Origin of the sequence: Methyloradius palustris, from assembly GCF_019703875.1 — a bacterium.
Classification (GTDB): Bacteria; Pseudomonadota; Gammaproteobacteria; order Burkholderiales; family Methylophilaceae; genus Methyloradius; species Methyloradius palustris.
On sequence record NZ_AP024110.1, the window covers coordinates 227227 to 250880 of the forward strand.

Consider the following 23654-nt stretch of genomic DNA (forward strand, 5'->3'; position numbering starts at 1 on the left):
CTATACCCAATAAAAAAGCGGCCTAGGCCGCTTTTTTATTGGGTCAAAGATACGTTTAAGCTACAGCAGCTATTTTCTTGGATGCAGCTTTCTTAGCTGCTGTCGGTTTTTTCGCTGCCACTTTTTTAGCAGGGGCTGATTTACTGGCAACTTTTTTCGCCCCAGCTCTTGAGCGCGTCTTTTTGCTTGGGTTTTCTGCTTCTTTTGCCGCTTTGGCGCTTAGCAGTTCTAAAGCCTCTTCCAGCGTAATGCTCTCAGGCTCTACACTTTTCGGCAGGGTAGCACGCAGTTTCAAGTGCTGCACATATGGGCCAAACTTACCCGAATAAATCGCAATATCGCCATCTTCAGTTGGGTGTTTGCCCAACTCTCTTATTGGCGCTGGGCCAGTATTGGCTTGTGCAAGCAGCTCTACTGCGCGTGCCTGGTCAATATCAAATACGCTATCTGTGCGCGGAATCGATTTGAACTTGCCATCATGATTCACATAAGGGCCAAAGCGACCGATGTTAGCCACGATTTTCTTGTTGGTCTCAGGGTGCTGGCCCAAATCGCGTGGCAGGGCAATCAGCTTGCTGGCGACTTCCAGATTGACGTCAGCCAAGGCAATATCCTTGGGGATGCTGACGCGTTTAGGTTTCTTCTTTGCATCTTCTTCAGGCAAGCCCAATTGCAAATACGGGCCATAAGGGCCAACCAACAGCAGTATGTCTTTGCCGCTTTCGGTATCTACGCCAATCTTGACTGGCTCACTACCCATTGCTGCGCCATCACCGTTCATGCTGCGCTTGTAGTCACACTTGGGCGTGTCGTTGTAACCTGTGCAGCCTATAAAGCTACCATAGCGGCTCAACTGCTTGGAAAGTGGCTTGCCGCATTTCGGGCAGGCTTCGTCTATTAGTTCGGTACCTGGGCGCTCAACATCTTTCTTGGCAACAATCTGCGTATTAAAGCCTTGCCAGAAAGCATCAAGCACCGGCAGCCATTCGCGCGCACCTTCGGCGATGTCATCCAGCTCGTTTTCCAGGTTGGCAGTAAAATCATAGTCCACGTATTTAGTGAAATGTTCTGTCAGAAATTTATTCACCACGCGGCCTACATCGGTCGGCGTGAAGCGCTTTTTATCCAGCAACACATATTCCCGATCTTGCAGGGTGGAGATAATGCTGGCATAGGTAGAAGGGCGGCCAATGCCGTACTCTTCCAGCACCTTGACCAGGCTGGCTTCTGAATAACGCGGTGGCGGTTCGGTAAAGTGCTGGTCGCCAAAGATCTTGTTTACGTCAAGAATTTCGCCAGTTTCCAGCACTGGCAATTTGCTTTCGCCTTCTTCTTCAGCGTCGTCCACACTTTCCATGTAAACAGCGATAAAGCCAGGGAATATCATGGTCTGGCCGGTGGCACGGAACAGGTTGGCTTCGCTACCTATGGCTAAGTCAACGCTCACTGCATCGAATCGTGCAGGCGCCATCTGGCAAGCTAGCGCGCGTTTCCAGATCATCTCGTACAGCTTGAATTGTTCTGGTGTCAGCACATGGCTCAAGCTAGCTGGCGAGCGCGTGATGTCGGTTGGGCGTATCGCTTCATGCGCTTCTTGCGCATTCTTTGCCTTGGTTTTGTACATGATGGGTGCTTTAGGCAGGTACTCACCATCAAAATTCTTTTTGATGTAATCGCGTATCTGCATCACCGCTTCAGTCGCAATGCTGAAAGAGTCGGTACGCATATAGGTAATCAAGCCGACTGCACCGCCGCCTACATCAATACCTTCATATAGCTGCTGCGCAATGCGCATGGCGCGGCTGGTGGTAAAGCCCAGCTTGCGCACGGCTTCTTGTTGCAATGTTGAGGTAGTGAATGGGGCAGCTGGACTGCGGTTTTTCTGTTTTTTCTCAACACGGGTAACAGTAGTTTTACCTGCACTGGCAAGCAACAGTTTGCCAACAACGGCTTCTTCTTGCCCTTGGTTGGTAATCGTGAATTGCTCTACTTTTTTGCCATCTAGCTGCACCAGCTTGGCGTCAAACGCATGCTGATGTTTGCGTGATTCAAGGTGAATCGTCCAGTATTCCTGGCTTTTGAACGCTTCAATCTCAAGCTCGCGCTCTACGATCAATCGTAGTGCAGGGCTTTGTACACGGCCTGCGGATAGGCCGCGACGAATCTTTTTCCACAGCAAAGGCGATAAATTGAAACCGACCAGATAATCCAGCGCGCGTCTTGCCTGCTGTGCGTTTACCAGCGGCATAGCAATATCACGTGGGTTTGCAATCGCATGCTCAACCGCGCTTTTGGTGATTTCATGAAACACCACGCGCTTGAGTATTTTGTCCTTAAGTAGTTTTTTGGTTTTTAGTATCTCTGCAATGTGCCATGAAATCGCTTCGCCTTCACGGTCCGGGTCAGTCGCCAGATATATCGCATCGGCGACTTTAGCGGCTTTGGCAATCGCATCCACATGTTTGGCATTACGCTCTATTAGCTCATATTTCATGGCGTAGTCATTGTCCGTATCGACGGCGCCAGTTTTCGGGATGAGGTCGCGCACATGGCCATAAGAGGCGAGCACTTCAAAGTCCTTACCCAGGTATTTTTTCAGGGTTTTGGCTTTGGAAGGCGATTCAACAATCAATAATTTGGACATGAACACAGATGGCTAAAAGAGGCAAGAGTGGCAGATAATAAGAGTAAATCTGCGACTAGACAAGAAATCTTGTTGCGCAAGGCTTTGTCGTAGGCGCGTTTTGTCTATTATGATGTACATAAATCGAATCAATCAAAAGCTAAGGATGTAAGTATGTATAAGGCATTAAAGACCCCATTCAGGGTTGTAAGTTTTGCAGCGGCAGGATTAACGTTGCTGCTTTCAGGTTGTGCTACGCCAAAGATGCCCGATATAAAAGTATGGCCGTTTGGTGATAGCGATGTAGAAGTTGACAGAACCACGCCAGAAAACTCCACTAAATATGTATGCGATGCAGGTAGAAAGCTTTATGTGCGGACTTTAAATAATGGCGAATCCGTCTGGTTGATATTGACCGACCGTCAATTTGGCCTGGATAAAGTAGCCTCTGATACTGGCAAACGTTACAGCAACGGCAATAGCGTGTTGAATATCAATGGTGATGAAGCTACATTTGATGATGGCCCGACCACTGCCTACAAAAATTGCAAAGTGGTAGAAGTCAAAAAGTAGCTAGAAAAACCAGTATCAACACAGGGGACAATGTTGAAACATTCAGCGCAATATAAATATACAGGCTTGGCCTTGTTTGTATCGCTGCTGTTGGTGATTGAGCTGGCTTGGTTGCATGTGCTGCAGCCCATGGAAAATCGTGTGGCTGATGCCATGCTGGCGCGCCATGCGCTGAAAAGCGCCCCAGATAAAGACATCATCATTGTCGATATTGACGAACGTAGCCTGGACTTGATGGCCGATAGCGTTGGCCGCTGGCCGTGGCCGCGTTCATTGCATGCGGAGTTGGTCGAAGGCATAGAAAAGCAGCATCCCAAGGCGATTGTCTTTGATGTGCTATTCAGCGACCCAGACCTCACCCGCCCATCGGATGACGCCTATTTTGCAGAGACCGTGCAGGCACAATCCAATCTCTACTTCCCTATGTTGTTGCTGAACCCCACGGCCAATGGCATCCCGCTTGCCCAGTATGCCGAGGCGCTGGGCATCACCAAAACAGCCGTTGCCGAACCGCAAGCAAGTGTGAGCATGGTATTGCCGCTACCCGCCATGATCAAAAGTACCAGCCTAGGCACACACAACGTGCTGGCAGATCGCGATGGCGTGGTGCGCAGCTATCTGGTGTATAGCGATGTTGCGGGCTGGCATATCCCTTCTTTGCCCGCAAAAGTGGCGACAGGTCTTGGCTACGGGTTACCAAACACCAATAATATCGTGTTGAACTGGCATGGTCGCGCTTTGAGCTATCAGCGCGTTTCATATGCAGATATTTACAACGATTTACAGCGCAAAACACCACAGCGCGCTTCGGATGAATTCAAGGACAAAATAGTCATTGTCGGCGCCACAGCCACAGGCCTGCATGATGTTCGCGCCACGCCCGTCGATGGCTTCTATACGGGCGTCGAGATACTCGCCACGGCGATTGATAACCTGAAGAATGCAGATGCCTTGCGTCCAGTCTGTAAATGGCTGATAGCCGTCTTAGGTGTTTTATTGATTGGCCTGCTTGGCTGGGCATTTACACGCGCCTGCAAGCTATTGATTATAGGTGTCGCTCTTGCAGGAGTTACGATTGCCCTCATATTTGCTGCCTACAGCGCTTTGAACTGGTTGTGGCTGTTCACCATACTTACGCCATTGCTATTTGCCTGGGTGTATTACCTGATCGCCGCATTGATGGAATACCTCAAAGAGCGTAAAACGCGTGAGTTGGCCATTGCTACTTTCAGCCGCTTTTTGGATCCACGAGTAGTTCAGGCACTGGTGAGCCGTGGTGAAACCATGGAATCCATGAGCGGTAAAAGCTCCGAGATCACTGTGCTGTTCTCAGATATTCGCGGTTTTACCACGCTCTCTGAAAACAGTACGCCAGAGCAGGTTGTGGAGTTGCTCAATGCCTATTTCAGCCAGCAATCTGCTGCTGTTTTCGCGCATGAAGGTACGCTGGATAAATATATCGGCGATGCCATCATGGCATTCTGGGGCGCACCCACTAGCCAGCCAGACCATGCACTCAAGGCCGTGGCAGGCGCGCTAGCAATGAGCGAGCAATTGGAAGTGTTCAGGCAGCAATATGGCGCGCTAGCAAAAGATATAGAAATCGGCATAGGTGTGCATAGCGGCCAGGCCGTGGTTGGCTTCATCGGCTCTGAAAACAGGCAGGATTACACTGCCATTGGCGATACGGTGAATCTATCCAGTCGCATAGAAGGGCTGACCAAAGGCATTGCACGCGTTCTAGTGTCGCAAGAGACGCGTGATTTGTGTATCAAACAATCGGGCGATGCAGCCTGCCCGTTTGCGTTTATTGATTGTGGTAGCCATGCAGTCAAAGGCCGTGCGCAGCCAGTGCAACTGTATGAACCTATAAAAAAGAGTTAAGTAATATCCATCAATGCAGTGATTCATCAATTTCGGGGAAGATAGGATGAAAATATTCAAGCTATTCACGGCAGCTTTGCTGTTCAGCAGCCTTACTGCTTACGCGGCAGAAGACCCTGCCACAACCTTAATTAGTACTGATCTCAAGCAGGAGCCGTTTATCGACGCGCAGGTGATCATCAACCTGCCAGTCAATACCTCGGTGACTGTGCTCAAGCGCCAGGCTGGCTGGGTACAGGTTAAATCCAGTGGCGGTGCGCAAGGCTGGCTCAAGATGACCAGTATCAAGCTCGGCTCTGGCGGTGCATCTGGCAAGGGCGATAACGGCATCATGTCCCTATTCAATGTGGCGCGTAGCGGGCGCTCTGGCAATAACGGCGTAGTAGTCACCACAGGCGTGCGCGGCCTGACGCCTGAAGAGCTCAATAATGCAAGCCCAAATGCAGCTGAAGTAAAAAAGATGGATAACTTCCCTAAAGGTAAAAAAGAAGCAGATACCTTTGCCAGCGCAGGCAAACTCCAAAGCCAGCAAGTGGATTACCTGGCTGCTAGCCAGCCGACCAGCACGCCAACCCAGACCAGCAAACCATTCGTGAATGGAGGCCATAAATGAATAAGGCCATACAACACCTCAGCCTCTGTATTGCGCTATCAATATCATTCAACGCTTATGCGTTTGACTTGAACCTGAACAATCTCAACGTCGATAAACTCATCAGCATCGCCAAAAAAACGCAGGACTTAAAACCTGTCGATGAAAAAGCCGAGTTCGAGATCGGCAGTGGTGTCGCAGCCAACCTGCTAGGCGCTGCGCCCTTGGTTAAAGATGAAAAACTACAAGCCTATGTGAATCGTCTCGGCTGGTGGCTGGCCTTGCAAACTGAGCGGCCAGATATCCCATGGCATTTCGGCGTGCTGGATAGTGATGGCATCAATGCCTTTGCCGCGCCCGGTGGCTATGTGTTCATCACCAGGGGTTTGCTGTTGCACCTGCGTAGTGAGGCCGAGCTGGCGGGCGTGCTCAGCCATGAAATCTCGCATGTACTCAAAAAACACCACCTAATGGCCATCCAGAAAAGCGCGCAGACCGGAATCATGGCCGATGTCGCCAGCATGGCGGTGGAAGGAAACCAGAATAGCGAGCTGGCGAAAAAAGCCATAGGCGCGGGTACCGAATTATATTCGCGCGGTTTAGATAAGGATGACGAGTTTGAGGCAGATCGCATGGGCGTGGTGATCGCCGCGCGCGCAGGCTATGACCCTTATGGATTGCCAGCGGTGTTGCAGACATTGGAGGCTATGAATGCGGATGATAGTAATTTGGCGTTGATGTTCAAGACGCATCCTGCGCCGCAGAAAAGGTTGGAGTTGCTGGATGCGGCGATGACGGGGACGTTGGAGAGATATGCGACACAGGTAGAGGGGGAGGAGAGGTTTGTGAAGGTGGTGGGGGATTATGCGAAGAAATAATTGCTTGTGAATTCTTAAGTGGTATTAGATAAAAATATTCAGATTTGTGCAATTTGTGGGTTACGACCAGCCACAACCTCAGATCATGTCCCTCCTAAAGGCATATTTCCTAAACCACGCCCCAATGACTTAGTGACTGTTCCTTGTTGCTTTTATTGTAATAACACGAGCTCGAAAAATGATGAGGAATTTAGAGTTTTTCTTAGTCTTCAGCTTGGTATGGAATTACCTGCAACAAGAAAGCTTGGACTGATGGTGCACTTAAATCAATTCAACATAATAATCGTCTCAGAAATAACATAATCAATAACTCAAGAATTGTTGATGTCCATACTCCTGATGGAATTTATCTTGGTAAACAACGAGCCGTTCCAATGTCAGTTAAGGCTCATAATGCAGTTCTTGATCGAACTGTTAGAGGGCTTTATTTTCATCATTTCCATCAAGTGCTAGGTACCAGAGTTTCATGCCGAGTTAGGCCTCTTATAAGCTTGCCTGTTGAATTCAACTCAATTCTAAATTTAATGAATTTAGGTTCAATAGGAGGCGACTCGTTAGTTTATCGTTATAACCGAGCTTCTGACTCTCATCTTGATTCTTTATGGGTGATTCTTTTCTATAAGCGCTATCTTGTTCTTGTTGAAACTAGGTCAAAAAAAGGCCGTAAAAAATCTGCATGAGAAATCCCTTTCTTTTTCGCCTCTTGGCGAGTTTCTTTCTTTTGCTCAGCCAAAAGAAAGAAACCAAAGAAAAGGCTGCCCCACTACCGCTTATTCCCTGTGCTGCTCATCCTCATGGGCGTCAATCAAACTCGCCCTAGTGTCTTACACAAACCGTAAGCCACCGCGGAACTCAAACAGGTGATTGACTAAAACTCCCATGATGACTGCGCTGCTCGGCGCGGTAGAGGGGAGTTAAGGTCAAAACCAACCCACCTTGAGTTCGTCATTCCCGTGAAAACGGGAATCCATTTTCGTATCTGTGGGTGGATTCAGTTACTGCAGGCTAAAAAGCACGATGCCCTGAGAGGCAATATCCATGCGGCTCTCGTGGCATCGTGTTTTTCTGGATTAAGCGATATTGCGCTTGAATTCGATTCTGGTGCCTTCGCTATTGGCTAGGCTGAGGGCGGGGCTTTCTTTTTCTGCGATGTCACCGAATAGTGGGTCTTCGTCTTCGGGCTGCGCTTGTGTCAGGCCTTTGAAGTCGTAGAGTTCGGTATCTGCGAGGTGTGAGGGTTCTACGTTGGTGATGGCGCGGAAGATGTTGTTGATGCGGCCTGGTTGTTCGCGTTCCCAGCCTTGCAGCATGTCTTTCACTTTTTGCCGTTGCAGGTTTTCCTGCGAGCCGCATAAATCGCAAGGGATGATGGGGAATTCCATCTGTCTTGCATACGAGGCAATGTCTTTTTCCGAGCAGTAGGCCAGCGGGCGGATGACGATATTCTGTTTGTCGTTGGTGGCGAGCTTTGGCGGCATGGCTTTCAGCTTGGCACCGAAGAACATATTGAGGAACAGTGTTTCCACGATGTCATCACGGTGATGGCCGAGCGCGATTTTATTCGCGCCGAGTTCTTTTGCAGTTCTATAAATCACACCACGGCGCAGGCGTGAGCAGAGCGAGCAGGTGGTTTTGCCTTCAGGGATTTTCTCTTTGACGATGGAATAAGTGTCGGCTTCAACAATGCGGTAATCCACACCCAGTTTTTCCAGATAGGCAGGGAGAATGTCAGCGGGGAAGCCCGGTTGCTTCTGGTCAAGATTCATTGCCATCAACTTGAAATCAATCGGCGCGCGCTCTTGCAAAGCCAGCAGGATCATCAACATCGCATGCGAATCCTTGCCGCCACTCATGCAAACCAGCACGGTATCGCCGCCCTCGATCATGTTGTAATCGCCGATGGCTTTGCCCGTGGCGCTGATCAGGCTGTTGCGCAGACGGACAAAATTGCCAGAGGCGTTATCAGGTAAGTGTTTAATCATGCTGGGCATTTTACAGGTTTAGTGACCTGCCGCCATCTACCGCGATGATCTGGCCTGTGATGAAAGGTGCATCCTGAATCAAAAAGCGCACGGCCTTGGCAACGTCATTACCTTCGCCGATGCGTTTTAATAGGGTTTGCGAGATCACGCGCTGGCGATATACCTCATCAAACTGCGGGTTGTCTTCAGGCCACAGCACTGGGCCTGGCGCAACTGCGTTCACGCGGACTTCTGGCGCCAGCTCATGAGCGAGCGATTTGGTCAGCGTAACCAAGCCAGCTTTGGCAACGCTGTAAACGATATAACCTTTTTTCGGGCGCTCTACGTGCATATCGGTGATGTTCACGATGCAGCCATTGGTTTTGCGTAATTCTGGCGCGGCTGATTGCGATAAAAATAGTGGGGCTTTGAGGTTTGAACCTGTAAGGTCTTCCCATTCCTGTTCGCCGATCTGGCCAAGTTCAGTGGGGTAGTAGGTTGATGCATTGTTGATGAGCACATCCAGCTTACCAAAACGGCTCACGGTCTCAGTTATCAAGCTGGGTGACACGGCAAGGTTGAGCAAATCACCCTGAATAATCGCAACAGAGTTCGGGCGTTGCAGGTTCAGCTCAGATTGCAAGGCGCGTGCCTCATGTACCGAAGTGCGATAGTGAATCATCAGGTTAGCACCGTCTGCATGTAATAAACGGCAGATCGCCGCGCCTACGCGCTTGGCGCCGCCAGTGATCAAAATGACTTTATCTTGCAAATTATTATTCACAACGAATCCCTAAGTTTGCTTTACACGATTGATTGGCACTACAGGAGGACTATTTTTTGAGGGACGTCCTTAAAACATGCCCACGAATTATAATCCACTCTCACCATGAACACTTCATTACCTCAAGCTACTTTACCCGAACCTTCCGCTGAAGCACTTGTGCATAGCCAACGGCTGACCGAGCTGATTCAATCGGAGATTGAGACCGCAGGCGGCTGGATTGATTTCGCGCATTTCATGCATCTGGCTTTATATGCGCCCAGCCTAGGTTATTACAGTGGCGGCAGTAAAAAGTTCGGCAAAGCGGGCGATTTTGTTACCGCCCCTGAGATATCACCGCTATTTGCCCAGACTTTAGCTAAGCAAGTACAGCAAGTGTTAGCGCTTACTCAGGGCGATGTTCTTGAGCTGGGCGCAGGCACAGGTAAGCTTGCTGCAACCCTGCTACTGGAATTACAGCAAGCTGAACAGCTGTCAGAGCACTATTACATACTCGAAGTGAGTGCCTATTTACGTGACTTACAGCGAGAAACCTTGCAAAGTGAATTGCCCGCCGAATTATTCGAGCGCGTGATCTGGTTGGATACCTTGCCAGAAACCTTTAACGGTTTGATTCTGGGCAATGAAGTACTCGATGCCTTACCCGTGCATATCATTAAAACGCACGACGATAGCATTGAAGAATTAGGTGTGAGCATAGGCGCTGATGGTTTCGAATGGAAAACCAAAGTCCTCAAGCCTGATCTGCAAACAGTGGCAAGTAAGCTCTCACTCACGTCAGACTACACCACCGAAATCTGCCCGGCGGCCACAGGCCTGATTACCAGTCTGACGCAGTTATTAGAACATGGCGTAATCCTGATGCTCGATTACGGATTTCCACAGCGCGAGTATTATCACCCGCAGCGCGCGCAAGGTACGTTGATGTGCCATTACCGTCACTATGCGCATGACAATCCGTTTTTATATGTTGGGCTGCAGGACATTACTGCCCATGTGGATTTCACCGCCATCGCTGAAGCGGGCATGACGAATGGCGCTGAATTGCTCGGCTATGCCAATCAGGCGCAATTCCTCATCAACTGTGGCATTACCGATGTGCTCTCGCAGGTGTCACCCGAAAACATGCTTGAATACGTGCCGCTTGCCTCGCAGGCACAAAAGCTATTGTCACCGGCTGAAATGGGCGAATTGTTCAAAGTGATTGCCTTGGGTAAAGGCATATCAGAAGGTTTGCTCGGGTTCTCCCGTGGCGACAGAAGCCATACGTTATAATCCCGCTTCTAAAAAATTCCACAGACTTAAAACGTGATGCAAAAAGACTTAACCGAGCCAAAGCAGCCAGATATAGAAGAGCTAACAAATAATGAAGCGCTAAAGAATCGTCCGATTCGCAGCTTCGTTTTAAGACAGGGCCGCCTTACAACAGGCCAACAGCGTGCGCTAGAGCAAGTCATGCCGATATTCGGCGTGCCTTACCAACCAGAATTACTGGATCTAGCTACTGTGTTTGGCCGTACTGAAAGCAAAAAAATACTCGAAATCGGTTTTGGCATGGGCGAAAGTACCGCGTATATCGCGAGTCTATTGCCAGAGCAGGATTTTCTTGGAGTGGAAGTACACACTCCAGGCGTAGGCAGTTTGCTCAAACAGATTGATGAGCAGCAACTGAAGAATCTGCGCATCATCCAGCATGATGCCGTTGAGGTGCTGAACCACATGATTGCCGATGCAAGTTTGGATGGCGTGCACATATTCTTTCCCGATCCATGGCATAAAAAGCGTCACCACAAGCGGCGTTTGATTCAGGCAGGGTTTGTTAAGTTGCTGTGCAGTAAGCTAAAAGCAGGCGCTTACTTGCATGTGGCGACAGACTGGCAAGAGTATGCCGAGTGGGTCTTGGATGTGTTGAAAGCAGAGCCGCAACTGGAAAATACGGCCGCGGATTATGCGCCTAAACCTGCTTACAGGCCGCTGACCAAGTTTGAAAATCGTGGCATCAAATTAGGCCATGGCGTCTGGGACATTGTCTTCCTCAGGGTATAACCAGCTACCGATAATTTTCTCAGCCTCTTCCACTCCCTGTTTTTTCAGGCTTGAGAATAGCTGGATTGTGCAGTTGCCCCAGTTGGCATCCAGTTCTTTTTTCACGGCTTGCAAGGTCATCATCGCCGCGCTGCGCGATAATTTATCTGACTTGGTCAATAACACGTGAATCGGCCTGCCACTGGGCAGAAACCAATCCAACATTTGCCTGTCTAGAGGTGTGAGTGGATGGCGGCAATCCATGACTAGCACTAGGCCATGCAGGTTACCGCGGTGGCTGAGATAGTTGGATAGGGTGAGCTGCCAGTGCTGACGCAGCGCTTCTGGAACTTTGGCGTAACCATAACCAGGTAAGTCAACTAGAAAACGGTCGCCACCTAGTCTGAAAAAGTTGATGAGTTGCGTGCGCCCTGGTTGTTTACTCACATAAGCTAAGCGGTTATGGTTGGCTAGTGTGTTGAGTGCGCTGGATTTCCCAGCGTTGGAACGTCCAGCGAAAGCGACTTCAATGCCAGCAGGCGGCGGTAAATCGCGCAAGTGGTGCGCGGAGATATAAAAAGTGGCATTCTGGAACAAAGGCATGGATATAGTTCGCTTAAGCTAACGGCAACGGGCAAAAATCCTACCACGATAACGTAATTTTCGATAAAATGAATGGTTAATTTGTAGTTTATTCTGTAGCCGATGATTTGTCGGTTTATTTAGATGCAATGCATTGTATTAAGGAGTAGGTGATGAGTTTCCGTAATGTTGCTGTACTGGTGTTGAGTTTAGCTGGTGCTAGCTCAGCTTTTGCAGCCGGCGATGCCGCCAAAGGGCAAACAATTGTAACTAACGTCTGTTCTGCCTGCCATGGTGTGGATGGTAATAGCGTGGTTGCTATGTATCCTAAATTAGCTGGTCAACATCCTGAATACATCACCAAACAATTGATGAATTTTAAATCTGGTGATCGCAAAAACGCGATTATGGGCGGTATGGTGGCTGCGCTTTCACCTGAAGATATGGAAAACTTGGGTGCATACTTCGGCTCACAGACCCCTAAAACCGATACCGCAAAAAGTAATGGCCCTGGCTCTATTGGCGAGAAAATCTACAAAGGCGGCATCCCTGGCATAGGCGTACCTGCCTGTGCCTCCTGTCATGGCCCTGCTGGCGCTGGTATTCCAGTGCAGTTTCCACGTCTAGGCGGTCAGCATTCTGAATATATCGTGACGCAGCTTAAAGCTTTTGGCTCTTATGAGCGCGCAAACGACGGTGCCAAGATGATGCGCATGATTGCTTCCAAGCTTTCAGAGCAAGACATGGCAGCTGTTGCAGATTACATTCAAGGCTTGCATTAATTCGTTAGATTTTTTATTCACTTAAAAAGTCTGAACAAAACTGAGGGTGGCGCAGGCCACCCTTAAGTTTTTAAGCAACTCAAACCAGTTTGCACAGTCTCAATCTTAATTATCAAATCTCTTCAATCCGATTAAATATCAACTAGGCCTTTCGTGACTGCACGTTTATCCAATGCAAGAAGAGTGTATGAGCTATTAAGCTCCATGCGCATTGCCGTAAGCCTGCTGACGGTGCTGGGCATTGCTTCCATTATTGGTACGGTGCTCAAGCAGAACGAGCCTTATCCCAATTACATCATCCAGTTCGGCCAGTTCTGGTTTGATTCCTTCCAGATGCTGGGCCTTTACGATGTGTATCACAGCGTTTGGTTTTTGTTGATCCTGGTGTTTCTGGTGACCTCTACCAGCTTATGTATCTATCGTAATTCACCCTTGATGCTGAAAGAGCTACGTGCGTTTCGTGAACATGCCACTGAGAAATCTCTACGCACATTTAGCCACAAACATGAATATCAGACCTCAATCGCCAGAGATGAAAGCAAGCAGCGCTTATTTAATTTTCTGGGTATCAGGGGCTTTCGCTACAAAATCAAGCCGCAGGATGATGGCAGTGAACTGATTGCCGCCAAGGCGGGTAGCTATCAACGCTTGGGTTATATTTTCACCCACACCGCCATTGTGATCATCTGCGTAGGCGGCTTGATTGATGGCAACGTGCCTTTCAAAGTGCAAGAGTTACTCGGCTACAAAAAAGTAGAAACCCTCAACTTGCCAGATGACCAAGTGCCAAAAATCAGTCGCCTGACGCCAGCCAATCTTTCGTTCCGTGCCAATATGACTTTGTCTGAAGGTCAAAGCGGTAATACGGCATTCATGCGTATGCGCGACGGTTATCTGCTGCAAGAAATCCCATTTACCATCGCGCTTAAAGATTTCCGCATTGAGCATTACGAGACGGGCCAGCCTAAATCTTTTGAGAGTGATCTGGTCATTACCGATCCCGAAGTAAAAGAACCCATCACGCACACCATCAGTGTCAATCATCCATTCATTTATAAAGGCATTGCCATTTACCAATCTGATTTTCAGGATGGTGGTTCGAAGCTTAATTTTAATGTCTGGCAGTTATTCAACAATAATCCGCAGTCAAGCGAGATCAATGGCACGATCTTTGGCAATGCCCGCTTGGGTCAAGGCGATGATGTCTTGAAAGTGGAGTTTGAGGATTTTCGTAAATTCAATATTCTTAATCTTTCACCCGATGGCAAAGGCAAGTCACACAACGTAGGGCCTAGCGTGATCTTTAAAGTGCGTGATCTTGAAGGCCAGGCGCGTGAATACGTGAGTTACATGCAGCCTTTGCAGATTGGTGGGCGCCATTACTTTGTCTCAGGTATGCGTGAAACGCAGCAAGAGGATTACCGCTATCTGCGCTTGCCAGCGGATGACGATTTTGAACTCAAAGGTTTTATGCGCCTGCGTGCGGCGATGTTTGACCCTGCCATGCATAACGAAATCGCCCATCGATTTGCCTTGGCCGCGTTGGGTGAAAAAGCCAAAGACGACGTGATTCGTAACAAGTTTGAAGATAGTATCAAACAGCTACTTAAAGCCTTTAGCCAGGGCGGCTACACTACTATTGCTAAGGTAATTGAAAAATCAGTGCCAGTTGCCGAACGCGATAAAGCAGCCCAGACTTATATCAAGATTATCGCTGGTTCGGCTTACGAGGCTTACATCATTAGCCAGGAAAAGGCTGGGCTTAAGCCGTCAGATGATGACAACGAAACGCAACTATTCCTGCAGGATAGCCTCAATGCAATGAGCGATCTGTTTTTCTATGGCACGCCGTTTTATTTGCAGATGACTAATTACGAACAGCGTGAAGCCAGCGGTTTGCAATTGACGCGTTCGCCTGGCAAAAACTTGGTGTATTCTGGCTCCATATTATTGGTGCTGGGTATTTTCTCCATGATTTTTATCCGCGAACGTAGAATCTGGCTGTTGGTCAAACCCGATAATCGTATCTTGTTCGCCATGTCGGCAAACCGTAAAAACCGCGATCTTGATATAGAGTTCGATCAATACCAGCAACAAATCAAGCGCATGCTTGAAGACACAACGACTTAATACTCACAAATAAAGGATGAGGATTAAACAATGAATACCGCATACATGGATGGCGCACCCGTCCCGCTTCTGAAAAGACTGCATTGGCCAGACTGGCTTTATGCGGCATTGTTAGTGCTAGGCTCTGCTTACGCTTTCAAACAGTATGGCAATTTTATGGATGCCTACGAAACCACATTCCTGTTTGGTTTTGCGATTGCGTTCAGTGTGCTGGGTTGGCAGTGGAAACCACTACGTTTATTGATAGCAGGCATCGCCATCATCAGCCTCTATTCCATGAGTTTGTATAAAGGCGATCTCGGCAACGCAACGCAAGTGTTCTTGTTGAAATTCCTGATTTCTAGCCAGACCGCCATCATGTGGATGAACGTATTGTTTGTGCTGGCCATGCTCACCTACTGGTTTGCCTTGTTCAGCCGCTCAGTATTTGCAGGAAAAGTCGCAACAAGCCTGACCTGGAGCGCAGTATTGATGGGCTTTGTTGGCCTCATGGTGCGCTGGTATGAGTCTTACCTGATTGCGCCTGATGTTGGCCATATCCCGATTAGCAATCTGTATGAAGTATTCATTTTGTTCTGCCTCATTACTTCATTGCTGTATCTCTACTACGAAGGTCGCTATGCCACGCGCCAACTCGGAGGCTTCGTTTTGCTGGTCGTCAATGCGGCTGTAGGCTTCATTCTCTGGTACACCTTTGATCGTCAGGCTAACACTATTCAGCCCTTGGTGCCTGCCTTACAGTCTTATTGGATGAAGATTCACGTGCCAGCTAATTTTATCGGCTATGGTTCTTTCTCATTGTCCGCCATGGTCGCAAGTGCCTATTTGTTGTCTATGCGCGGCATACTGACATCACGCCTGCCTAAGCTCGAAGTGCTAGATGATGTGATGTATAAGTCCATCGCGGTTGGGTTTGCTTTCTTTACCATCGCGACGATATTGGGCGCAATGTGGGCAGCTGAAGCTTGGGGTGGCTACTGGTCATGGGACCCTAAAGAAACCTGGGCACTCATCGTTTGGCTGAATTATGCAGCGTGGTTGCACTTGAGATTGGTAAAAGGTTTGCGCGGTGAGATGCTCGCTTGGTGGGCGTTGATAGGTCTGCTGGTTACGACTTTTGCATTCCTAGGTGTGAATATGTTTTTGTCAGGCTTGCATTCTTACGGTACGTTGTAAGTCAGTAGCAAAATAAAAAAAGCAGATGAATACTTCATCTGTTTTTTTTATTGCCACATGAAAATAATGGCTAAGCTTTGTTCAGCCTGAATCTCACGGTACCTTGCCTGTTATCAATCAGGCTTAATTCATATCCTGATTGCTGCGCCTGCTTACCCGCATGGTAAAGCCCAACCCCCAAGCCGTTCTCTGAGCTTACCTGTTTTTTAAACAAGTGCTCTGCCACATGCTTTGGCATGGGTTTGCCCGTATCTGTTACCTCTATTGTCACACCTTGAACTGCCGTGATTTCTACACTTATTGCAATCGATGTGTCCATTTTTCGTTTCTCAATCGCATTCTGCAGCAGGTTTTCCAGCACGCTATCTAGCAACTCAACATCCACATCAGTCTTGGCGATTTCTGTTGTTACGAATGATATGTAGTGTTCTGCATAACGCTCGCGCAAAGCATTCCACCAGCTACTGAGTTTGGCGAAACGGGAGCTCTCCTTATTGGGTGTTTCCAGTTTTTCAAGGGTGCGTGCCAAGCGTTGATTGAGCAGCGGCAACTGTTTGCGAAACAATGCCAGCAATCTTTCGCTGTCAGCTTCTTGTGCCTGCTCAGCCGCACCACATAAAGCGCTCATTGATTGCACCAGATTTTTGATATCATGCGTCAGGCGTGAGCCTGTCTCATAAATTGCTTGCATATACACAGTTTGTCGCAGGGTTTCTTCGCGGCGTTTAGCTTCGTAAAATTCGCCAAGAATCTGCGAGAGCAGTTTGAGGTGGATGGTTAGCGCTGGGGTGAGTGGCAGTTTGCTGAATATCGTCAAATGAAAATCATAAAAGTCGAGGTTCGCCTGATATTTCTCTTGCTCGCCTAATTCACCATTGCCATCCAGCGTATCCCATTTCAGGCCTGTGACCCACGGGAGCGTCAGCAGCTCTTTCATAGCCGCATTGGTGAACTCTCCAGCGTTTGAGGTGCTCTCGCCAAGCTCGGCAATGTTGCGGATCCATTGTTCAAACGGCAACCCAACGCTTAACAGGTAGCGTGATAACAACTGCCCTACACCTGAGAATCCAGCGCGTGGATTCCATAGCAAGCTAATCCCTGCCAGCGCTATAGCAAGCCCCAGAAGCGTTTTAACTAGAATTTCGCCATACATTGCCTGACTAGAGGCCTGAATGGCAAATGAGCCCAACACCAGAATGACCGCAAGCATCAGCAGCAATAATGTGTAGAAGAAATCGAGTATCGGCGGTTGTCCACTTTCTTCCTCTGCCGCTTTCGTGAACCCTATACCAATAGGTATCAATGGCAGCAGGTACTCAATCAAAAATTTGGCAGCTTCCAGTTCGGCAGAGGTGTTGAGTAGTTTTGGGACTACCCACATCAGTAAAACCCCTACCAGATAGCTGGCTGCCAACAGGTAGCCTAGTCGTGCGCTTTTGGCTTGGGTGGAGAATACACGCCCACCTAGTAAGGCAAATAAAGCACACAACCAAAACGCAATCACCCACCAGCTAAGAAAAAACACCATGACTATTCCAGCAGCCACCAATAACAAGATAGAGCGTATTGAGAGTTTGTCTTTGGTATGCAGCACTGGTTGCCAGAGTAGGAAGAAACCTAGGTGGCAAATAATCAAGGCGGTTTGCAGTGAATTGCCCAAGCCGTTAATCAGCAAGGCATGCAACGAGAGCAGCATCAGGCTCAGTTCCCACTGGTGGCGACTGAAAAAACCTGTATGTTTATTGAATAACGGCGCGATCATTTAGCTGTATACATTTTAATTAACGTCAAATTATTGTCACTGCTGTTAAAAAATTGACAATCATGATTGAAATTTACGTTCTAATTGCGCTCGAATTATCATTTGAGGCACAATTTCGTGTAAATTGCCACTGGCATAAGATTTGCACATTAACACCTGAATTTATTATAAATACGCTTAATGCCATCAGTGTGTGGGCGAATAAGCAAGCTTTAAGGATTAGGATAACATAATGAAAAAGCAATCTGGTTTTACCTTGATCGAGCTAGCAATCGTGCTCGTCATCATCGGTTTACTACTCGGGGGGGTTTTAAAGGGGCAGGAGCTAATCAACAGCGCCAAGGTTAAGAATATGGCGAGTGATTTCAAGAATATTCAGGTATACATTTACGGGTATCAAGATAAATATAAAGCTTTACCTGGGGATGATGCTAGTGCCAATGCTCATCTGGGTTCTGCATGTACAACAGCACCAGTTACAACATGTGCTGCTGCCAATGGAACTCACGGCAATGGTGTTATTGAGGGTAATTGGAACGATGCCGCCGCCGCTGACTCCGAAGCTTTCAGATTCTGGCAGCAAGTTCGTGTTGCAGGTCTTGCTCCAGGCGCTACCAATAATGCTGATGCTAACTATATACCTAGAAATGCTGATGGTGGTCAGATTGGAGTTGAGAGCGTTTCTCAGTTAACAACAATTACAGGTATGACTGGTGCATTTGCGATATGCTCTGATGCAATTTTAGGGAAATTTGCTAAACAGTTAGACGTAACGCTTGACGATGGAGAAACTTCTACAGGATCTGTTCGGGCGGTGGTAAGTAATACATCAGGCGCTGGTGTTACAACTGCTCTTATTAATGATTCGTTAACATATACAGTATGTATGAGTTTTTAAGTTTAGATTTTTTGTTAAAAAGCCCGCTTGTGCGGGCTTTTTTCATTTTAGATTACGCCTTGTGTGCGATTTGATTTAAAATAATCAAGTTCATAAATTTAGCTAACTTCATGTCCGACAACATCGTCGAAATCGATAACCTTTCATTCGGTTACAAAAACCGCTTGCTGCACAAAGGCATCAATATGTCTTTTCCGCGTGGCAAGGTGGTGGCCATCATGGGTGGTAGTGGCAGTGGTAAAACAACGCTGTTGCGACTTATTGGTGGTCAACTGAAACCTACGCATGGTGAAGTGCGGGTGGATGGCTTGGTGGTGCATAAGCAGGACAGGCATGGCCTGTTTCAGTTGCGTCGCAAGATGGGCATGCTGTTTCAGTTTGGCGCGCTGTTCACTGATTTGTCAGTGTATGAGAATGTTGCCTTCCCTATTCGTGAGCATACCAATCTGCCAGAGACTATCGTACGTGATTTGGTGATGATGAAACTCAATGCTGTAGGCTTGCGCGGCGCTCGTGACTTGATGCCTACTGAGCTATCTGGTGGTATGGCGCGGCGTGTATCGCTTGCCCGCGCGATTGCGCTAGACCCATCGATTATTATGTATGACGAGCCATTTACTGGGCTTGACCCGATATCTATGAGCGTGACCTGTAACCTGATTCGCAAATTAAATGATGCCTTGGGTGCCACCTCTATTATGGTGACGCATGACGTGAAAGAGGCTTTTTTGATTGCGGATTATGTGTATATCGTCGCTAACGGTGTAGTAGAAGCCGAGGGTTCACCGGATGACTTGCGTAAATCAGATTTGCCGTTTGTGCATCAGTTTGTGCATGGCGAGATTGATGGCCCTGTGCCATTCCATTACCCAGCCCCTGATTACAGGAGAGATATGTTGAGGGGTCATGATGTTTAATAAACTGACGGGCATATTGCGTGGCATAGGTCACCGTATTGTTGACCGGGTCTGGCGTTTAGGTTCTGGTGCGCGCTTTCTGTTTTATATCCTCATTTATTCTACTGAAAGCTTTCGACGTTTACATCTGACCATACGTGAGATCTATTTCACGGGTGTGTTGTCGCTGGTCATTATTCTGGTATCTGCGTTTTTTATCGGCATGGTCTTGGCATTGCAGGGCTATAACACCTTACAGAAATACGGTTCATCTGAGTCTATCGGCGTGCTGGTCGCGTTGTCGCTAGTACGTGAGCTTGGGCCGGTAATGACGGCGTTACTGTTTGCGGGTCGTGCTGGCACTGCAATTACCGCAGAAATTGGTTTGATGAAAGCCACAGAGCAGCTATCTGCAATGGAAATGATGGCAGTTAGCCCGATTGCCCGTGTGGTTGCACCGAGGTTCTGGGCTGGCGTGATTTCCATGCCTTTGCTTTCATCCATGTTCACCATGGTGGGGATTCTCGGTGGTTATATGGTGGCTGTGCCCCTCATCGGTGTGGATAATGGCGCTTTCTGGTCGCAGATGCAGGCCAATGTTGATTTTCAGAATGATATTCTTAATGGCTTACTTAAGAGCTTTGTTTTCGGGGTCGCGTGCACGCTGATTGCCTTGTTTGAAGGGTTTGATGCACCGCCAACAGCTGAAGGTGTCAGCCGTGCAACTACGCGTACGGTGGTAAATTCATCCCTTGCAGTGCTTGGCCTAGATTTTGTCATGACCTCGTTCATGATTCTTTAAGGCTGTATACCAAAGCAAAAATGAGAAATTTTGATTCAAAAATCGCACTTAATGTAATAAGCATGGTCTGGAATGGGGTATATCCCGTCAGACATCAAAGCAACGGGAGATAACATGGAACGCACAACAATAGATTTATGGGTGGGTATTTTTGCAGCTGCGGGTGCCGCTGCGATTCTTGGGTTGGCTTTGAAAGTAGGTAACCTGACATCCAGTACCATCGGTGATACTTACAGCGTGACAGCAGCTTTTGAGAATATTGGTGGTCTGAAACCCCGTGCCCCAGTAAAAAGCGCTGGTGTGGTGGTTGGCCGCATCAACAGCATACAGTTTGATAGTAAAAGTTATGAAGCGATTGTAACTATTAACGTAGATAAGCGTTATGCATTTCCAAAGGATACTTTCGCCAATATTTACACAGCAGGGCTTTTGGGTGAGCAGTATATTGGTCTGGAGGCTGGTGGCGACCCAGATAATCTGAAAGATGGCGATAAGATTACCCATACACAAGATGCCGTAGTGTTGGAAAAGATGATTAGTCAATTCCTCTACAACAAGGCATCTGATTCGAATACTGATAAAAAATAGGTGAATGAAAATGAAAAGTTTGATAAACGGTTTTGCAAAATCGATATTGGCGCTGGGTTTTGTAGCCTTTGCTGGCGCTGCTTTTGCTGAGGTTGGCCCTGATACCCTGGTTAAAACCACCGCTGAAGATGTGTTAACCATCATCAAGAATGACAAAGATATTCAGGCGGGTAATCAGACCAAGATATTTGCTTTGGCTGAAGAAAAGATATTGCCGAATTTCAACTTTGACCGCGTTAGCCGTATTGTTCTCGGTAAAAACTGGAATGGCGCAACCAAAGAGCAACAAGATGCTTTTCAAAAAGAGTTTAAAACTTTGTTGATCAGAACCTATGCTTCTGCTTTGTCTAAGTACAAAAATCAGACTATTGAATACAAGCCATTGCGCGCTCAACCTACCGACACAGAAGTCAGCGTTAAGACTCAGATTAATCAGCCAGGTGGTCAGCCGATTGAAGTGGATTACAGTCTTGCTAAAGAGGCTGATGGCTGGAAAGTGTTTGATATCGTGATTGAAGGCGTAAGTCTGGTGACTAACTATCGTGGTCAGTTCAATAACGAGATTCGCCAATCTGGCATGGATGGTTTGATTCAAAAGTTAGTGGAAAAGAATAAATCTAACGCTAGCAGCAAGTCATAATCAAGACACTTAAGTTAAGAGAAAGTAATTCGCTTTTGGCAAATATTACACAACAAGAGAATCGCTGGCTGATTACTGGGGCTATGACCATGCCTCACATCTGCGCATTGCTGGATGAGAGCACGCAACTGTCGATGAATAAGTCTTTTGAGATTGATCTTGCTGAAGTCACGGACGTTGATACGGCGACCATTAGTCTATTGTTTGAGTGGTTGCGTTCAGCGCATGTGCACAAATCCAAGCTTACGTTTGCCAATTTCCCAGAGAATCTGGTGAGTCTTGCAACCCTTTATGGCGTGCTTGAGCTGCTTCCACAAGCGGCACATTCGCAAGTTACTCACTAGGTTTAGGCGTTCGCCTGAACCATCATTGCCGCTATGACCCCCGCTATCCATATTGAATCTGTACACAAACGCTTTGGCGCATTTAATGCGCTGAACGGTATTGATCTGAGTATTGGGCAAGGTGAATTTTTTGGCTTGCTCGGCCCGAATGGCGCGGGTAAGTCTACCTTGATCAATATCATGGCTGGCTTATTAAAGCCAACCAGCGGCTCGTTGAAAGTATTGGGGTATGACGTGCATAGCCAATATCGACAAGCACGGCAGTTGCTCGGAGTAGTGCCGCAAGAGCTCGTATTCGACCCATTTTTTACCGTACGTGAAATGTTGCGTTTTCAGGCGGGCTATTTCGGCTGTGGCCCTGAAAATGATGCTTGGGTAGATGAGATTATCGAATCCCTGGGCTTGGCTGATAAAGCCAACACCAACATGCGCAAGCTGTCTGGAGGTATGAAGCGTCGCGCGCTAATTGCCCAAGCCCTAGCGCACAGGCCACCAGTAATTGTATTGGATGAACCTACAGCAGGTGTGGATGTGGAATCCCGCCAGATGATGTGGGAGTTCATCAAAAGGCTCAATCGTGATGGCCATACCATTATCCTGACTACCCATTATCTTGAAGAGGCTGAAGTCCTGTGTAATCGGGTAGCAATGATGAAGCAAGGCAAGGTGGTCGCGCTGGATAGCACCGCCAATCTGTTGAATAGCTTGCCTGGTAAAAACCTGCGCTTGAAACTATCGAGTGAGGCTATGCCAGCAGTATTGCAAGCACTACTCAAAAGCCAAGATCAAAATAGCTTTACCTTTGCTCTCACCGAAGTGAGCCAGATTGAGTATGTGTTAAGCGAGTTGAAGAAAGCCAATATCATCGTTGAAGACTTTCAGTTGTTAGAAGCTGACCTCGAAGATGTATTTATCGATTTGGTAGGGCGCGACCATGCTTGATCACGACATCAATCTAAAACGCGGTACAAACCTGCGCGGTCCTTGGACGCTATTCAAAAAAGAGTCGCTACGTTTCTGGCGCGTGGGCATGCAAACCGTAGCTGCGCCTGTGATGACGGCATTGCTTTATTTGCTCGTGTTTTCGCATGTGCTGAGCTCAAGTGTAGAGGTTTATCCTGGTGTGACTTACACGGCGTTTTTGATTCCTGGCTTGATCATGATGTCTGTATTGCAGAATGCATTCGCCAATAGTTCATCCAGCCTGGTGCAGGCAAAAGTGATGGGTAATATCATCTTTATTCTGCTCACGCCATTGTCATATCTAGAAGTGTTTTTATCCCTGTTAGCTGCCTGTATCATTCGCGGCGTGGTGGTTGGCGTATGTATTTACTTGGTTGCGATTATTTTTATAGATTTGCCTCTGATGCACCCATGGATCATTTTACTATTCGCGGTACTGGGTAGCGCACTCATGGGTACGTTCGGCATTATCGCTGGCATATGGGCTGAGAAATTTGACCAGATGGCGTCGTTCCAGAATTTCATCATCATGCCGCTATCGTTTTTATCGGGTGTATTTTATTCGATTCATTCACTGCCACCTTTCTGGCAAAAGGTGTCGCATCTGAATCCATTTTTTTACATGATTGATGGCTTCCGATATGGATTTTTTGGCGCAGGCGATATCTCAACTGTAGTCAGCTTTAGCGTAGTGAGTGTTAGCGTGTTGTTACTTTCATGGCTGACTTTGGTGATGTTAAAGTCGGGTTATAAGTTACGCGGTTAATGGGG

22 protein-coding genes are annotated in these 23654 nt (G+C 47.8%); 17 read left to right on the forward strand and 5 right to left on the reverse strand.

Annotated features, from left to right (window positions below; all coding sequences use genetic code 11):
* Positions 1-55: 55 nt before the first annotated feature.
* Positions 56-2644, reverse strand: coding sequence for a type I DNA topoisomerase (gene topA, locus ZMTM_RS01150; RefSeq protein ID WP_221764526.1), 2589 nt, complete (start codon positions 2642-2644; stop codon positions 56-58).
* A gap of 153 nt (positions 2645-2797) precedes the next feature.
* Between topA and ZMTM_RS01155 the strand changes: the two genes are divergently transcribed.
* From ZMTM_RS01155 to ZMTM_RS01170, 4 genes are read left to right on the forward strand one after another with little or no spacing between them, the layout of a single operon-like run.
* On the forward strand, positions 2798-3196 hold the full coding sequence (locus ZMTM_RS01155) for an MliC family protein (protein ID WP_221764527.1): 399 nt from the start codon (positions 2798-2800) through the stop codon (positions 3194-3196).
* A 30-nt stretch (positions 3197-3226) separates the two neighbouring features.
* Positions 3227-5080: a CHASE2 domain-containing protein gene (locus ZMTM_RS01160; protein WP_221764528.1), complete on the forward strand. Its 1854-nt coding sequence runs from the start codon at positions 3227-3229 to the stop codon at positions 5078-5080.
* Positions 5081-5126: 46 nt separating this feature from the next.
* Positions 5127-5693 (forward strand): SH3 domain-containing protein, encoded by a 567-nt coding sequence (locus ZMTM_RS01165; RefSeq protein WP_221764529.1) that lies wholly within the window; start codon positions 5127-5129, stop codon positions 5691-5693.
* On the forward strand, positions 5690-6550 hold the full coding sequence (locus ZMTM_RS01170; RefSeq protein ID WP_221764530.1) for a M48 family metalloprotease: 861 nt from the start codon (positions 5690-5692) through the stop codon (positions 6548-6550). Before ZMTM_RS01165 ends, ZMTM_RS01170 begins: the two co-directional genes overlap by 4 nt.
* 1070 nt (positions 6551-7620) lie before the next feature.
* Here ZMTM_RS01170 and ttcA read toward each other — a convergent pair.
* Both ttcA and ZMTM_RS01180 read right to left on the reverse strand, forming a co-directional pair.
* The gene (gene ttcA, locus ZMTM_RS01175; RefSeq protein WP_221764531.1) at positions 7621-8532 is read right to left on the reverse strand and encodes a tRNA 2-thiocytidine(32) synthetase TtcA; all 912 of its coding nucleotides are present in this window, start codon (positions 8530-8532) and stop codon (positions 7621-7623) included.
* A gap of 10 nt (positions 8533-8542) precedes the next feature.
* Entirely contained in the window at positions 8543-9295 is a 753-nt protein-coding gene (locus ZMTM_RS01180; RefSeq protein WP_221764532.1) for a pteridine reductase, read from the reverse strand.
* A gap of 105 nt (positions 9296-9400) precedes the next feature.
* Here ZMTM_RS01180 and ZMTM_RS01185 point away from each other — a divergent pair, with 105 nt between their 5' ends.
* Both ZMTM_RS01185 and trmB read left to right on the forward strand, forming a co-directional pair.
* Positions 9401-10570 carry a class I SAM-dependent methyltransferase gene (locus ZMTM_RS01185; RefSeq protein ID WP_221764533.1) on the forward strand — a complete coding sequence of 390 codons (1170 nt, stop codon included), beginning with the start codon at positions 9401-9403 and terminating at the stop codon, positions 10568-10570.
* Positions 10571-10606: 36 nt separating this feature from the next.
* Positions 10607-11341, forward strand: coding sequence for a tRNA (guanosine(46)-N7)-methyltransferase TrmB (gene trmB / locus ZMTM_RS01190; RefSeq protein WP_221764534.1), 735 nt, complete (start codon positions 10607-10609; stop codon positions 11339-11341).
* Here trmB and yihA read toward each other — a convergent pair.
* Positions 11300-11923 (reverse strand): ribosome biogenesis GTP-binding protein YihA/YsxC, encoded by a 624-nt coding sequence (gene yihA / locus ZMTM_RS01195; RefSeq protein ID WP_221764535.1) that lies wholly within the window; start codon positions 11921-11923, stop codon positions 11300-11302. The two genes, trmB and yihA, sit on opposite strands and share 42 nt — an antisense overlap.
* 152 nt (positions 11924-12075) lie before the next feature.
* On the opposite strand from yihA, the gene ZMTM_RS01200 reads away from it, so the two are divergent.
* The 3 genes from ZMTM_RS01200 to ccsB all read left to right on the forward strand — a co-directional run bounded on the left by ZMTM_RS01200 (position 12076) and on the right by ccsB (position 15990).
* Positions 12076-12684: a c-type cytochrome gene (locus ZMTM_RS01200; RefSeq protein WP_221764536.1), complete on the forward strand. Its 609-nt coding sequence runs from the start codon at positions 12076-12078 to the stop codon at positions 12682-12684.
* A 204-nt stretch (positions 12685-12888) separates the two neighbouring features.
* Entirely contained in the window at positions 12889-14814 is a 1926-nt protein-coding gene (locus ZMTM_RS01205; protein WP_221765525.1) for a cytochrome c biogenesis protein ResB, read from the forward strand.
* Between the two features lie 30 nt (positions 14815-14844).
* Entirely contained in the window at positions 14845-15990 is a 1146-nt protein-coding gene (gene ccsB, locus ZMTM_RS01210; RefSeq protein WP_221764537.1) for a c-type cytochrome biogenesis protein CcsB, read from the forward strand.
* Between the two features lie 70 nt (positions 15991-16060).
* Here the strand turns inward: ccsB and ZMTM_RS01215 are convergent, their stop codons facing one another.
* Positions 16061-17752, reverse strand: a complete 1692-nt coding sequence (locus ZMTM_RS01215; RefSeq protein ID WP_221764538.1) for a sensor histidine kinase — start codon at positions 17750-17752, stop codon at positions 16061-16063.
* A 232-nt stretch (positions 17753-17984) separates the two neighbouring features.
* Here ZMTM_RS01215 and ZMTM_RS01220 point away from each other — a divergent pair, with 232 nt between their 5' ends.
* The 8 genes from ZMTM_RS01220 to ZMTM_RS01255 all read left to right on the forward strand — a co-directional run bounded on the left by ZMTM_RS01220 (position 17985) and on the right by ZMTM_RS01255 (position 23649).
* Entirely contained in the window at positions 17985-18650 is a 666-nt protein-coding gene (locus ZMTM_RS01220) for a prepilin-type N-terminal cleavage/methylation domain-containing protein (protein ID WP_221764539.1), read from the forward strand.
* A gap of 110 nt (positions 18651-18760) precedes the next feature.
* Positions 18761-19567, forward strand: coding sequence for an ABC transporter ATP-binding protein (locus tag ZMTM_RS01225; protein WP_221764540.1), 807 nt, complete (start codon positions 18761-18763; stop codon positions 19565-19567).
* A complete protein-coding gene (gene mlaE / locus ZMTM_RS01230; RefSeq protein WP_404804700.1) occupies positions 19560-20348 on the forward strand; it encodes a lipid asymmetry maintenance ABC transporter permease subunit MlaE in 789 nt (262 codons plus the stop codon). The genes ZMTM_RS01225 and mlaE overlap by 8 nt, the downstream gene beginning before the upstream one ends.
* A gap of 114 nt (positions 20349-20462) precedes the next feature.
* Complete coding sequence (gene mlaD, locus ZMTM_RS01235) at positions 20463-20936, forward strand: outer membrane lipid asymmetry maintenance protein MlaD (protein WP_221764542.1); 474 nt, start codon at positions 20463-20465, stop codon at positions 20934-20936.
* A gap of 10 nt (positions 20937-20946) precedes the next feature.
* Complete coding sequence (locus ZMTM_RS01240; protein WP_221764543.1) at positions 20947-21576, forward strand: MlaC/ttg2D family ABC transporter substrate-binding protein; 630 nt, start codon at positions 20947-20949, stop codon at positions 21574-21576.
* 35 nt (positions 21577-21611) lie between these two features.
* A complete protein-coding gene (locus tag ZMTM_RS01245; RefSeq protein WP_225907055.1) occupies positions 21612-21920 on the forward strand; it encodes an STAS domain-containing protein in 309 nt (102 codons plus the stop codon).
* 33 nt (positions 21921-21953) lie between these two features.
* Entirely contained in the window at positions 21954-22862 is a 909-nt protein-coding gene (locus ZMTM_RS01250; protein ID WP_221764544.1) for an ABC transporter ATP-binding protein, read from the forward strand.
* Complete coding sequence (locus ZMTM_RS01255) at positions 22855-23649, forward strand: ABC transporter permease (RefSeq protein ID WP_221764545.1); 795 nt, start codon at positions 22855-22857, stop codon at positions 23647-23649. The genes ZMTM_RS01250 and ZMTM_RS01255 overlap by 8 nt, the downstream gene beginning before the upstream one ends.
* The last annotated feature ends 5 nt before the right edge of the window (positions 23650-23654 follow it).

What these genes read in the sequence shown, in the direction of transcription:
- topA (WP_221764526.1), bottom strand. Translation starts at nt 2,644, where the DNA reads ATGTCCAAATTATTGATTGTTGAATCGCCTTCCAAAGCCAAAACCCTG.
- trmB (WP_221764534.1), top strand. Translation starts at nt 10,607, where the DNA reads ATGCAAAAAGACTTAACCGAGCCAAAGCAGCCAGATATAGAAGAGCTA.
- ZMTM_RS01165 (WP_221764529.1), top strand. Translation starts at nt 5,127, where the DNA reads ATGAAAATATTCAAGCTATTCACGGCAGCTTTGCTGTTCAGCAGCCTT.
- ZMTM_RS01255 (WP_221764545.1), top strand. Translation starts at nt 22,855, where the DNA reads ATGCTTGATCACGACATCAATCTAAAACGCGGTACAAACCTGCGCGGT.
- yihA (WP_221764535.1), bottom strand. Translation starts at nt 11,923, where the DNA reads ATGCCTTTGTTCCAGAATGCCACTTTTTATATCTCCGCGCACCACTTG.
- ZMTM_RS01160 (WP_221764528.1), top strand. Translation starts at nt 3,227, where the DNA reads ATGTTGAAACATTCAGCGCAATATAAATATACAGGCTTGGCCTTGTTT.
- ttcA (WP_221764531.1), bottom strand. Translation starts at nt 8,532, where the DNA reads ATGATTAAACACTTACCTGATAACGCCTCTGGCAATTTTGTCCGTCTG.
- ccsB (WP_221764537.1), top strand. Translation starts at nt 14,845, where the DNA reads ATGAATACCGCATACATGGATGGCGCACCCGTCCCGCTTCTGAAAAGA.
- ZMTM_RS01200 (WP_221764536.1), top strand. Translation starts at nt 12,076, where the DNA reads ATGAGTTTCCGTAATGTTGCTGTACTGGTGTTGAGTTTAGCTGGTGCT.
- mlaE (WP_404804700.1), top strand. Translation starts at nt 19,560, where the DNA reads ATGTTTAATAAACTGACGGGCATATTGCGTGGCATAGGTCACCGTATT.
- ZMTM_RS01205 (WP_221765525.1), top strand. Translation starts at nt 12,889, where the DNA reads ATGCGCATTGCCGTAAGCCTGCTGACGGTGCTGGGCATTGCTTCCATT.
- ZMTM_RS01155 (WP_221764527.1), top strand. Translation starts at nt 2,798, where the DNA reads ATGTATAAGGCATTAAAGACCCCATTCAGGGTTGTAAGTTTTGCAGCG.
- mlaD (WP_221764542.1), top strand. Translation starts at nt 20,463, where the DNA reads ATGGAACGCACAACAATAGATTTATGGGTGGGTATTTTTGCAGCTGCG.
- ZMTM_RS01220 (WP_221764539.1), top strand. Translation starts at nt 17,985, where the DNA reads ATGAAAAAGCAATCTGGTTTTACCTTGATCGAGCTAGCAATCGTGCTC.
- ZMTM_RS01185 (WP_221764533.1), top strand. Translation starts at nt 9,401, where the DNA reads ATGAACACTTCATTACCTCAAGCTACTTTACCCGAACCTTCCGCTGAA.
- ZMTM_RS01250 (WP_221764544.1), top strand. Translation starts at nt 21,954, where the DNA reads ATGACCCCCGCTATCCATATTGAATCTGTACACAAACGCTTTGGCGCA.
- ZMTM_RS01225 (WP_221764540.1), top strand. Translation starts at nt 18,761, where the DNA reads ATGTCCGACAACATCGTCGAAATCGATAACCTTTCATTCGGTTACAAA.
- ZMTM_RS01215 (WP_221764538.1), bottom strand. Translation starts at nt 17,752, where the DNA reads ATGATCGCGCCGTTATTCAATAAACATACAGGTTTTTTCAGTCGCCAC.
- ZMTM_RS01240 (WP_221764543.1), top strand. Translation starts at nt 20,947, where the DNA reads ATGAAAAGTTTGATAAACGGTTTTGCAAAATCGATATTGGCGCTGGGT.
- ZMTM_RS01170 (WP_221764530.1), top strand. Translation starts at nt 5,690, where the DNA reads ATGAATAAGGCCATACAACACCTCAGCCTCTGTATTGCGCTATCAATA.